The sequence below is a fragment of the Alteromonas sp. AMM-1 genome (assembly GCF_047290655.1).
GTDB lineage: Bacteria > Pseudomonadota > Gammaproteobacteria > Enterobacterales > Alteromonadaceae > Alteromonas > Alteromonas mangrovi.
Window position 1 is genome coordinate 30,961 of sequence record NZ_JBLBUE010000022.1, and the last position, 10,692, is coordinate 41,652.

Consider the following 10,692-nt stretch of genomic DNA (forward strand, 5'->3'; position numbering starts at 1 on the left):
TCTGATAAACAAACACGCCCGGTTAAGCCGGGCGTTTTTTTAGTGAGCACGAGCGTTGTGCTAATTCACTTTATTGTTAATGTTTTGGTCCAGTTTTTTTTCTAGAGCGGCCAATTGCTCTGCGATGTCTTTCAATGTGGGTTCATCTTTATGCGCTTCACGCCAGGCTTTGGCGTTTTCTTCTTCCATAACGTTTACCACTATACCAATTACCATGTTGAGGAACGCAAAAGCAGTAAAGAAGATAAAGCTTAAATAGTAGAACCAGCTGAGCGGATACACTTCCATGGTTTCGTACATTACGTCAGTCCAGTCTTCAAAGGTCATCACCCTGAATAGCGTAAGTAACGAGATAGTAATATCGCCCCACAGTACCGGATTGATTTGCTCGAACAACGTGCTGCCCACTGCGGCGTAAATATAAAAAATAATGAACATTAACAGCATCACGTAGCCGAGTTGGGGCAATGCCTTCATCAGTGACACCAGTAATATGCGCAATTCCGGAATAATCGAAATCATCCGCAGTACCCTGAAAACCCTTACCAGGCGGGCAATAAGTGCAGTATCACTGTTTTCCAGTGGTAACAGGCTCACTAATACAATAATGGTATCGAACCAGTTCCAAAAGCTTTTGAAAAAATCGAGTTTACGTCGCTCTGCCAGGAAGCGGATGGTGAGTTCGACCAGGAAAAACGCACTGATAAGCCAGTCTAATATGTTGGTGACATGGTTTACCGCAGCTGGCATATCATAGGTTTTTGCGCCTACCAGTAAGGCGGAAAACAAGATCACGCCAATAACAAAAAGCTCAAAGGCTTTGTTAGAGCGAATGTGTTCAAATCGGTTTTGTAATTGAGACGCTTGCATAGTTGAAGTGTAAAGATTGAGAATTATTACTATTTAGGCTTATACTTAAGTGGAAATCACTTCCATTCAGAGCAGGCTGTATCATGGACGAGAGCAACAAGAGTTTGCAAGCAAAATTATCCCAATTGAACGACCAGTTAGACAATTACTCGTCCACCGTGGATGACATACAAGCGTTAAAGCTGGCAATGCAGGACATTCTTGAAGATCTGGAATTATTGTCTGATTTGCCGGATTCCCAACGTATAAACTAAAAAGCGCCCAACCGGGCGCTTTTTAATAAGTTAGATAAGCCTTACCCGGCAGCTTTCATGCCTTGCTCGAGTAACTCGATATCTTCGGCTTTTAAGTTACCAGCCGCTTGTTTAAGCGTAACCATAGCCTGAATAAAATCGTAACGCGCACCAGCCAGGTTGGCGCGAGCGTTAAATAAGTTACGTGTGCTGTCCAGTACGTCAACAATGGTACGCGTACCTACGTCAAAACCAGCTTCGGTTGCTTTTAGTGCGCTTTCCGCTGAAATAACGGCCTGTTCTAGTGCGCGAATAGTCGAGATTGACGCTTTAACATCATTGTAAGAACTGCGAACCGACTGAACAGTCTGACGGTAAGCCAATTCAAGATCCTGACTGGAGGAGACATACAAATCACGGGCACGGTCAGCCTGAGCTGATACTGAGCCGCCCTGATAAATCGGTACACTTACCGACAAGCCAATGCTTTGACTGTCGAAGAACGGTGTGCTGTTTTTAAAGAATGGAGATTCAGTGGTACCTTTTGATGCGCCATAAGATGCACTTAAACCCACTGTTGGATAATGCCCTGCGGTGGCAATATCGATATCCATTTTTGCTACATCAAGCGCAAGACGTTGGGCTAACAATGTCAGGTTTGCATTTTCAGCAATACTCAACCAACCATCAACATTTTCCGGGCTTGGTGCGGTTGCTGAAAAACGCTCGGTGTTTAATATATCCAAACGGTCGTGGTATTTACCGGTAATAACACGCAGCGCTTCACGAGCCAGTTCAATGCGGTTCTCCGCTACAATTTCCTGCGCTACTGTGCTGTCAAAGTTAGCTTGTGCTTCATGCACGTCTGTGATCGCCGTTAAGCCCACTTCAAAACGCTGTTTAGTTTGTTCCAACTGACGCTCAATGGCACGTTTTTCTGCGCGAACAAAATCCAGATTGTCCTGGGCACGCAGTACGTTTAAATACGCGGTAACTGTGCGCACAATCAGTTCCTGAGTAGCGGCAGCATAGCTGGCATCGCTTTGTTCTGCGGTTAATTCTGCGCGGTCAAGACCCAGCCAGTTAGAGTGGTCGTACAGTGACATGGTTAGGTCAACACCATAGCTGGTGGAGTTGCTGTCAATGTCAACATCAACGATGTTAAAGCCGGTTGAACCGTCATCGTTGGTAACCTGGATAGTTTGCGTGGTTTCCCGTGATGACTTGGAATAACCCAGTGAACCGGAAATTTGAGGAAGTAATGCGGCGCGGCTTAGCGGAATACCTTTATAGGCTGCATCGCGTTGAGCCTTGGCACGATTAACGACCGGATCGTTAGCAAGGGCCTGTTGATAAACTTCCAGTAAACTATCGGCTAATACCGGTGTAGTTATACCAAAACCGAGCATTAGTGATATGAGTGTTCTTTTCATTTGTGCGCCTTCAATCTCAACTGTTTTGCGTATTCAAGGTGTGTTGATGGACTGTTTATACGGTGGTAAGGTGCCTGTGTTACATCGGGTAACCCACACCGGGAGACCCACACCTCAACGCCATTGAATACTGTTCCATGATCTGTTTCGTACTTTAAGTAAGTCAACGACTAAAAGATACTTATAAGACGTAACAGAGCTTGAGCAAGTGTAACAGAATATGTGTTATGTCTGCCCAATCGTGTATTACTCAAATTATAAATACACGGATGATCGTAAATGTTCAAATTCGTATATTAACCGGTTTACACAGTAAAAGAGAATGCAATGAAAGCGAAAATTCAGCGTTTCAACTCAGCTGACGTGGAAATACTCAGTAAAAAGCCTGTCTACAATGGCTTTTTTACCATGATGCTGTATGAGTTCAGACACAAAAAATACGATGGTAGCTGGAGTGATATTGTTCGCCGTGAAATGTTTGAACGCGGCCATGCTGTAGCGGTATTGCCCTATGATCCGGTTACCGAAGAATTCGTATTGATTGAACAGGTGAGAATGGGCGCGCTGGCCACATCTGACTCGCCTTGGTTAATTGAAGTGATTGCCGGGATCATTGACGAAGGTGAAACTCAGGAGTCAGTTTGTCACCGGGAAGCGGAAGAAGAGGCGGGTATAGCCTTAACCCATCTGACTAAAGCCTTGAGCTATCTTGCCAGTCCTGGAGGAACAACCGAACGTTTGCATATTTATATGGCGAAAACCGATGCCACTCAGGCATCCGGCGTGCATGGCTTAGCTTATGAATCAGAAGATATTTTAGTGCATCGGGTGGCAGAGAACGACGCACGTGAGTGGTTGGCAAACGGCAAAATAGACAACGCAGCGGCCATTATTGCGTTACAATGGTTCTTTATGAATAAGCAAAATTTACTGGCGAGCTGGCAATAACGTGGCAACCCCTTTGCGCAAATATGTACCAAATCTTCCTACGCTGCAGGCAATCTGTGAGCGTAATTACGTGCATTTGTTGTCGATGCTGCCAGACTGCGACACTCAGGCCCTTACCTATCGCTTCAGCGCAGGCAAAGGGCTTTGCTATCAAATCAGGATTGTCGACTCGGCCCGTTATACCAGTACCCTCGATATAGAACAGGTTGATACTGGCACACCCGATTACATGAAGCCGGCCATGACCGTGCGCTTGTATCACGACGCCAGAATGGCAGAAGTCACGTCCAGTCAGAACGCGGGTGCACTGGCTCCCTCTTATGAATATCCCAATGCCAAAATGCGGCTGCGCAACGAAAAGCACATGGTGAATTTATTTCTTACCGAGTGGCTGCATTTTTGCCTTAATCACGATGCCCAGCCGATTGCTCAACCGCAATGAAGCTGATTCAACTCTCTGATTGCCATTTGCTGGAGAACCCGGAGCGCGAAGGGTATGGCGGTATTAATCCACTGCAAAGCCTGCTTGCGGTATTAAACCTGGTTGCAACGCAAAAGCCGGATGGCATTATTGTAACCGGCGACATCAGTGGTGATGATTCCGATGCCAGTTACCAGTTTTTTATTGATGCACTGAATCAATGGCTGCCAGATGTGCCGGTTAAAGTAATTGCCGGCAACCACGACAATAATCCATTGTTTAACTCGCGCCTTGCTCCCTGGCTTTTAACGGCTGACACCTGCTGGGAATTTGGCGATTGGTGTATTCATGGGCTGGACACCCGCTCAACAGGTACGCTGGGGATTATTAACCCGAACCAGTTGCAACAGATCAGTACGCAAATACAACAACATGCCGAAAAACAGCATTTGCTGGCACTGCATCACCATCCGGTAGCCACATACAGCTGGATGGATAAACACGCGTTACAGGGTGTGCCGTTACTTGAAGCCTGGCTTGCCGAGCATCCTGTTGCCGCGCTGTTACACGGGCATATCCACGCCGATAATCTGGCTAGTCTGGCTGGCCGGCCGGTTTACGGTGCACCATCGACTTGTTGGCAGTGGGCATTAACGCCAGAATTTGGACTAGCCGACGTGGCACCAGGATTCAGACAATTCAATTTAACCTCATCACTGAGCACAGAAATAGGGAGAGTGACATGAGTGCCATTTTGTATTTACACGGATTTTTAAGTTCCCCTTTGTCGGTAAAAGCCCAGCAAACGCGCGCCTATCTGGCAGAGCATCATCCTGATATCGAGTTCATTTGCCCTGAATTGTCGAACCATCCGGCCGAGTTAAGCAAACAACTACTTTCGCTTATTACTGCGAATCCTGTGTTAACCGACAACGGCTTAAAAGTGATTGGCAGTTCCATGGGCGGCTATTTAGCCACCTGGCTAATGGCACAGTTCAACGGCAAGGCGGCACTGATTAACCCAGCAGTAAAGCCCTTTGAATTGCTGGAAGGCTATTTAGGCGCGCATATCAATCCTTATACTCAAAAACAGTTTACATTGAGTAAATCAGACATTGAGCATATCAGGCAGCTCTATGTGCCACACATTACCAGCCCAGCCAACTTTAAAGTACTGTTACAAACTGGCGATGAAACCCTGGACTACCGTTTGGCGGTGCAGCATTACCAAGGGGCAGAGGTAGTTGTGGAAGAGGGTGGCGATCACAGTTTTGTGGATTACGAGCAGCATTTGCCAGCGATTGCGGCGTTTTTGTTTTCTGCCTAAGGCTGAAATTGCGCTTCCTCCAAGTGCCTGATAACATCGGCCAAAACAACGCAGTTTTTTTAGCCTGGAACAGTCTCCTGCGCTTGAGTACTGAGTAACCCAAACACCTGACAACGAAGAACAATCACAACTATGTCGAATCAATATAATTCTGATGCAATTGAGGTGTTAAATGGCCTTGAGCCGGTAAAACGCCGCCCGGGAATGTATACCGATACCGTTCGCCCTAACCATTTGGGTCAGGAAGTTATCGACAACAGTGTGGATGAGGCGTTAGCGGGTCATGCAACAAATATTAAAGTAATCTTGCATGAAGATCAGTCGCTGGAAGTGATCGACGATGGCCGTGGGATGCCGGTGGATATTCATCCGGAAGAGCGTATCTCTGGCGTAGAGTTGATCATGACCAAGCTGCACGCCGGTGGTAAGTTCTCAAATAAAAACTACGAGTTCTCCGGCGGTTTGCACGGCGTGGGGATCTCGGTAGTAAACGCGTTGTCTACCCGCGTAGAAGTGACCATTCGCCGCGACAGTCAGGTGTATTTTATTGCGTTTGAAAATGGTGATAAAGCCGAAGATTTGCGCGTAATCGATACCTGTGGCCGTCGTAACACCGGTACCAGTGTGCGTTTTTGGCCTGACCCACAGTATTTCGATTCAGCTAAGTTTTCGGTGTCGCGCCTGCGCCATAATTTGCGGGCGAAAGCGGTACTCAGCCCAGGCCTGCGGATCAAGTTCGACGACAAGGTTAACAAAGAAAGCCACGAGTGGTTTTACGAAGATGGCTTGCAGGATTACCTGTTAAGTGCTGTAAAAGAATATATCACTGTGCCGGAAGATGTGCCGTTTATTGGCAACTTCAGCGGTAATGGCGAAGCGGCTAACTGGGCTGTCATGTGGTTGCCGGAAGGTGGTGAACTACTTACCGAAAGTTACGTAAACCTGATCCCCACTGCTCAGGGGGGAACGCATGTAAACGGCTTGCGTCAGGGATTGCTGGAATCCATGCGGGAATTCTGTGAATTCCGCAACCTGTTGCCAAGGGGGGTTAAATTAACCCCTGATGATATCTGGGAGCGTTGCGCCTATATTCTTTCTACCAAGATGCACGATCCACAGTTTGCCGGACAAACCAAAGAGCGGCTATCGTCGCGTCAGGCATCGGCGTTTGTATCAGGCGTAGTAAAGGACGCCTTTAGTTTGTGGTTGAATCAGCACACTGACGTTGCCGAAGCGCTGGCAGATATGTGTATTAATAACGCTCAGCGTCGTTTACGTCAGAACAAAAAAGTTGCACGTAAAAAGGTCACACAGGGCCCTGCGTTGCCTGGTAAGTTAACTGATTGCTCGTCGCAGGACATTAACTACTCAGAGCTGTTTTTGGTGGAAGGGGATTCTGCGGGAGGTTCAGCCAAACAGGCTCGTGATCGCGAGTTCCAGGCCATTATGCCGTTACGCGGTAAAATTCTGAACAGTTGGGAAGTCGATTCCAGTCAGATACTGGCTTCGCAGGAAATTCACGATATTTCCGTTGCGCTGGGCATTGATCCTGATTCAGAGGATTTGTCGGGACTGCGGTACGGGAAAATTTGTATTCTGGCCGACGCCGACTCCGATGGGCTGCATATCGCCACCCTGTTGTGCGCGTTGTTTGTACGCCACTTCAGAGCGCTGGTAAATGCAGGTCACGTGTATGTGGCAATGCCGCCGCTGTTTCGCATTGACGTGGGTAAAGAAGTTTTTTACGCATTGGACGAATCAGAAAAGCAGGGCATTCTGGACCGCATTGAAGCCGAAAAACGCCGTGGCAAAATTAACGTGCAGCGGTTTAAAGGATTGGGCGAGGTGAACCCTATTCAAGGGCGGGAAACCACTATGGATGGCAACACCCGACGATTAGTTCAGCTTACCGCCGATGATGCTGATGACATGCTGGAAATGATGGACATGTTGTTAAATAAAAAACGTTCCGGCGATCGCAAGCAGTGGCTGGAAAGCAAGGGTAATATGGCTGAGGTGGTGTAACGCCCCTCGTTTTCACGGAAGACCAACGATTGAAAGCAATTTTATTCGACCACGACGGCACGCTCATTAATTCTGAAGCCGTCCACTTTGCGCTTTGGCAACAAGTACTGAGCCCGTTCAATGTGACATTAACCGAACAGTACTACAATAGCGTGATGGCGGGTATTCCCGTGCCCCAAAACGCAATCGACGCTGTAAGGGATTTTAATTTACCTATTACTGCTAAAGATCTTGCAGAAAGTAAGCAGTTACTTACTAAAGAGCATCTGATGAAAGCCCCGTTCCCGTTAATGCCCGGGGCTGACGAAACGCTAAAGCGCTGCAAGGAAAAAGGACACCGGATTGCTATTGTTACCGGCGGTAGCCGTTTGTCGGTGATGCGTACCATTGAATGTTATGGTTACGAAGAGATCATTGAATGCGTGGTGGCTGTTGAGGATGTAGAGCACAGTAAACCAGCCCCCGATTGCTACCTAAAAGCGCTGCAAGAGATGGGCATTTCAGCCTCTGAAGCGATGGCGGTAGAAGACACTGAGCACGGTTTAAAGGCCGCCGTGACAGCAGGGTTGCGCTGTGTTGCTATTCCTACCATTCAATCTGAGTCTCACGATTTTAGTGCTGCCAGTGCCAGGTTTGCCAGTCTGACCGATTGGGTGAGTGCTGAAATAACCCCATTATAATTGCGAGCGGGAGAGTCACGCTTACATGTTTCGACGTTTACTGTTTATCATCTTGCTAGTGCTGTTAGTCGGCGTAATCGGGCTGGCGTTCTTAACACTTGATCAGGCCCCCATTGTCACCAGGGAATCATCCAAACAGGTAGATAATGCCGATACCGTTAAAGAGTTGTTGAGGCAGTTAAAGAACAGTGTGGAAGACCGCCATGCGCAACAACAAGTACATATATCGCAATCGCAATTTGAAAGTTTAATGGGCTTTGCTCAGCGGGCGTTACCAGGCTTTCAGGGAGCGGTTGATATTGAGCCACATAAAACGCTGATCCAGGCCAGTATGGCATTGCCTGCACCCGCAAACAGTTTATACATAAATGTGACTGCACAGGTGTTTCCTGCTGATGGGGTAGACATCGACTACGTGCGTGTGGGCAGTTTGATTATTCCGGGTGAAACCGCACTGAATATGGCGGTGTGGCTGGTAGACAAATTTACCAAAAGCGATGTGGCCAGCACGGCTGCTAATCAAATCACCCGGGTTACCATGACCGACTCCCAGTTGACTCTGGATATGCGCCCCCTCGATGAATTGCTGGCACAAATCGATGTTGCCCGAGGCAATATTAGTAGCGGCGAGGACCCGTTGGGTGACCTCACTACGGAGTATCTGGCGTACTTAGACGCTTCACCATTGGGGAATTCCCCAACGCCACAAACCCTTGCGAAATACCTGAATCTGGTATTGAGCCGGGCGGCTTCACTTAGCGATGAAGACGACGCTGTTTTGCATAATCAGGCAGCGCTGTTGTCGTTGGCTATTTATCTTGGCGACCACCGGATTTCGCAATTGGTGGGGGCAAGTCACCCAACATCTGGTGAAATAGCGCAGCCGCGTGCACCAGCTGTACTTGCCCAACGCAATGATTTAGCCAAGCACTTTACCATTTCTGCGGCCATTCAAATTTTGTCACAGCAAAACATGACGCTCGCCATTGGTGAGTTTAAAGAGCTGATGGACAGAGCCATGGGCGGCAGCGGCTATAGCTTTGTGGATCTCGCTGCGGATATGTCTGGTATGGCATTTGGACGCGTAGCAAGTGAGGCTACAACGGCAACCCAGGTGCAGGCATTAGCCGAAGCACATTTTCGCGAGCGCGATATTTTGCCGTATATCGGCGGATTACCTGAAGGGCTTAGCAAAGCTGAATTCCGACGCCGCTACAATGAGGTAGACAGCCCTGCTTATCGTGAACAAGTAGCGGACATTCAGCAGAGAATTGATAAATTGCCTCTTTACCGACTCGGCGCGCAGTAGCGCGCTGTCGGTATGAGCAAGCATATTACTGATGTGATACCGCAGTAAACTGCTGAAGCGTGGCCAAAGCCAGTTCAATTTTCTTAACCAACGGCACCAGTGCCGCTTTGGCTTCGTCGTCTGACTGCGATTTTAATGCCTGCCAGTCCTGGGCAATTTCTTCCACATAAGGCGAAAAGCGTTTCGCCCGTGTTGTAAAACCACTGTCCTCGGCAAAGATTGCCACAAACTTGCCTTTTTGCTGTTGTTGCAACTGATCGAGTCGCGCGTCGGCGTCTACTGCCTTGCGATATAACGTTTGCAGCGTTTCTTGTAATTGCTGGTGTACAGAATCCAAGTGAGCGCTCCTGTAAATTTCATTAAAGTTAACTAAAGAGTGGCCGATACAGCCATGAGGTGGGCAATTCTGCCCACTTTTTAACATTGCTACAAGCAAATAAGGAAACTGGTATGGATATTCAAGGTGCAGGTGCCTCTGGAACGTCCGGTGCGTCGCTTGAGTTGGCATCGCTGAAACTGGCCAAAGACCAGCAGAAGCAAGATGGTCAGGCTACGCTTCAGTTGCTGGAATCAGCTGCTGACGTACCAAAAACCGCATCCGCAAATCCGGCTATCGGCGCCAACATCGATACCTATGCGTGATTAACGGAGCTTTGCTCCTGTGGATGAAGACGTAAGTCGACCGGCGTTTTGCCAGGTTGGCCACCAATTTCGGTAACGAGTTTGGGGACCATAAATCCTGGCTGACGCTTTATCACTTCAGCCATTAATACCCTCGCTTCCTCTAGTGATACGTCAAAATGCGCAGCGCCTTGCACTTTGTCGAGCGTATGCAGGTAATAAGGCATTACGCCTGCGTCAAATAACGCTTCATTTAGTGCCGTTTGCGTGTCTGCTGTATCGTTTACGCCTCGCAGTAAAACCGCCTGATTCAGCAAGGTGACGCCCGCCTGTTTAAGCCTGGCAAGGCGCTTTATAAGTTCACCAGATAGCTCATTTGCATGATTCACATGTAACACCATAATGCGCTGCAAAGGGCTGGTGGCGAACCAATCGAAGAATGCACTGTCCAGCCGCTCGGGTAACACAACGGGTAAGCGGGTGTGAATACGCAGGCGTTTGATGTGCGCAATACCGGCAATCTGCTGTGCCATATCACTTAAATGTGAATCTTTGGCCATGAGCGGATCGCCGCCTGAGAAAATGACCTCGTTTATGTTGGTATTCGCTTCAATATAATTTAAGTGCGCGGCAAACTCCTGCTTCGACAAGCTATTATCGCTATAGGGGAAGTGGCGCCTGAAACAATAGCGGCAATTCACGGCACAGCCACCTCGCACAATCATGAGTACCCGACTATTGTATTTGTGCAGCAACCCACGCCCTGCTGTGTCGTGTTCGCTCAGTGGATCAAGGACAAACCCAGGGGGCGTTAAAAATTCCTGG

Annotated in this window: 13 protein-coding genes; 9 read left to right on the plus strand and 4 right to left on the minus strand. The window is 48.3% G+C overall.

The window, feature by feature from the left end:
- Positions 1 to 60 precede the first annotated feature (60 nt).
- Positions 61 to 870: an ion transporter gene (locus ACLR2L_RS06675; protein ID WP_413366761.1), complete on the minus strand. Its 810-nt coding sequence runs from the start codon at positions 868 to 870 to the stop codon at positions 61 to 63.
- Between the two features lie 83 nt (positions 871 to 953).
- Here ACLR2L_RS06675 and ACLR2L_RS06680 point away from each other — a divergent pair, with 83 nt between their 5' ends.
- Positions 954 to 1,124, plus strand: a complete 171-nt coding sequence (locus ACLR2L_RS06680) for a hypothetical protein (protein WP_413366763.1) — start codon at positions 954 to 956, stop codon at positions 1,122 to 1,124.
- A gap of 41 nt (positions 1,125 to 1,165) precedes the next feature.
- Here ACLR2L_RS06680 and tolC read toward each other — a convergent pair whose 3' ends face one another.
- The gene (gene tolC, locus ACLR2L_RS06685) at positions 1,166 to 2,536 is read right to left on the minus strand and encodes an outer membrane channel protein TolC (RefSeq protein ID WP_413366765.1); all 1,371 of its coding nucleotides are present in this window, start codon (positions 2,534 to 2,536) and stop codon (positions 1,166 to 1,168) included.
- 327 nt (positions 2,537 to 2,863) lie between these two features.
- On the opposite strand from tolC, the gene nudF reads away from it, so the two are divergent.
- From nudF to ACLR2L_RS06720, 7 genes are all read left to right on the plus strand, one after another.
- Positions 2,864 to 3,484 carry an ADP-ribose diphosphatase gene (gene nudF / locus ACLR2L_RS06690; protein ID WP_140960552.1) on the plus strand — a complete coding sequence of 207 codons (621 nt, stop codon included), beginning with the start codon at positions 2,864 to 2,866 and terminating at the stop codon, positions 3,482 to 3,484.
- 43 nt (positions 3,485 to 3,527) lie between these two features.
- Positions 3,528 to 3,926: a DUF1249 domain-containing protein gene (locus ACLR2L_RS06695; protein WP_413366784.1), complete on the plus strand. Its 399-nt coding sequence runs from the start codon at positions 3,528 to 3,530 to the stop codon at positions 3,924 to 3,926.
- On the plus strand, positions 3,923 to 4,651 hold the full coding sequence (locus ACLR2L_RS06700; RefSeq protein ID WP_413366767.1) for a metallophosphoesterase family protein: 729 nt from the start codon (positions 3,923 to 3,925) through the stop codon (positions 4,649 to 4,651). Before ACLR2L_RS06695 ends, ACLR2L_RS06700 begins: the two co-directional genes overlap by 4 nt.
- Complete coding sequence (locus ACLR2L_RS06705) at positions 4,648 to 5,232, plus strand: YqiA/YcfP family alpha/beta fold hydrolase (RefSeq protein WP_413366769.1); 585 nt, start codon at positions 4,648 to 4,650, stop codon at positions 5,230 to 5,232. The genes ACLR2L_RS06700 and ACLR2L_RS06705 overlap by 4 nt, the downstream gene beginning before the upstream one ends.
- Before the next feature lie 132 nt (positions 5,233 to 5,364).
- Entirely contained in the window at positions 5,365 to 7,257 is a 1,893-nt protein-coding gene (parE, locus tag ACLR2L_RS06710) for a DNA topoisomerase IV subunit B (RefSeq protein ID WP_413366771.1), read from the plus strand.
- 29 nt (positions 7,258 to 7,286) lie between these two features.
- Positions 7,287 to 7,937 carry an HAD family hydrolase gene (locus ACLR2L_RS06715; protein WP_413366773.1) on the plus strand — a complete coding sequence of 217 codons (651 nt, stop codon included), beginning with the start codon at positions 7,287 to 7,289 and terminating at the stop codon, positions 7,935 to 7,937.
- A 25-nt stretch (positions 7,938 to 7,962) separates the two neighbouring features.
- The gene (locus tag ACLR2L_RS06720) at positions 7,963 to 9,246 is read left to right on the plus strand and encodes a hypothetical protein (RefSeq protein ID WP_413366775.1); all 1,284 of its coding nucleotides are present in this window, start codon (positions 7,963 to 7,965) and stop codon (positions 9,244 to 9,246) included.
- 25 nt (positions 9,247 to 9,271) lie between these two features.
- Here ACLR2L_RS06720 and ACLR2L_RS06725 read toward each other — a convergent pair whose 3' ends face one another.
- Positions 9,272 to 9,583, minus strand: coding sequence for a hypothetical protein (locus tag ACLR2L_RS06725; RefSeq protein WP_370298072.1), 312 nt, complete (start codon positions 9,581 to 9,583; stop codon positions 9,272 to 9,274).
- A gap of 113 nt (positions 9,584 to 9,696) precedes the next feature.
- Here ACLR2L_RS06725 and ACLR2L_RS06730 point away from each other — a divergent pair, with 113 nt between their 5' ends.
- On the plus strand, positions 9,697 to 9,888 hold the full coding sequence (locus tag ACLR2L_RS06730; RefSeq protein ID WP_140960564.1) for a putative motility protein: 192 nt from the start codon (positions 9,697 to 9,699) through the stop codon (positions 9,886 to 9,888).
- On the opposite strand, the gene epmB is transcribed toward ACLR2L_RS06730, so the two are convergent.
- The coding region (gene epmB, locus ACLR2L_RS06735) for an EF-P beta-lysylation protein EpmB (RefSeq protein ID WP_413366778.1) at positions 9,879 to 10,692 on the minus strand (814 nt) is incomplete at its 5' end. The two genes, ACLR2L_RS06730 and epmB, sit on opposite strands and share 10 nt — an antisense overlap.

Excerpts from the sequence above, each read along its gene's own strand:
- parE (WP_413366771.1), top strand. The coding sequence starts at position 5,365 with ATGTCGAATCAATATAATTCTGATGCAATTGAGGTGTTAAATGGCCTT.
- ACLR2L_RS06700 (WP_413366767.1), top strand. The coding sequence starts at position 3,923 with ATGAAGCTGATTCAACTCTCTGATTGCCATTTGCTGGAGAACCCGGAG.
- tolC (WP_413366765.1), bottom strand. The coding sequence starts at position 2,536 with ATGAAAAGAACACTCATATCACTAATGCTCGGTTTTGGTATAACTACA.
- ACLR2L_RS06720 (WP_413366775.1), top strand. The coding sequence starts at position 7,963 with ATGTTTCGACGTTTACTGTTTATCATCTTGCTAGTGCTGTTAGTCGGC.
- ACLR2L_RS06705 (WP_413366769.1), top strand. The coding sequence starts at position 4,648 with ATGAGTGCCATTTTGTATTTACACGGATTTTTAAGTTCCCCTTTGTCG.
- nudF (WP_140960552.1), top strand. The coding sequence starts at position 2,864 with ATGAAAGCGAAAATTCAGCGTTTCAACTCAGCTGACGTGGAAATACTC.
- ACLR2L_RS06680 (WP_413366763.1), top strand. The coding sequence starts at position 954 with ATGGACGAGAGCAACAAGAGTTTGCAAGCAAAATTATCCCAATTGAAC.
- ACLR2L_RS06675 (WP_413366761.1), bottom strand. The coding sequence starts at position 870 with ATGCAAGCGTCTCAATTACAAAACCGATTTGAACACATTCGCTCTAAC.
- ACLR2L_RS06730 (WP_140960564.1), top strand. The coding sequence starts at position 9,697 with ATGGATATTCAAGGTGCAGGTGCCTCTGGAACGTCCGGTGCGTCGCTT.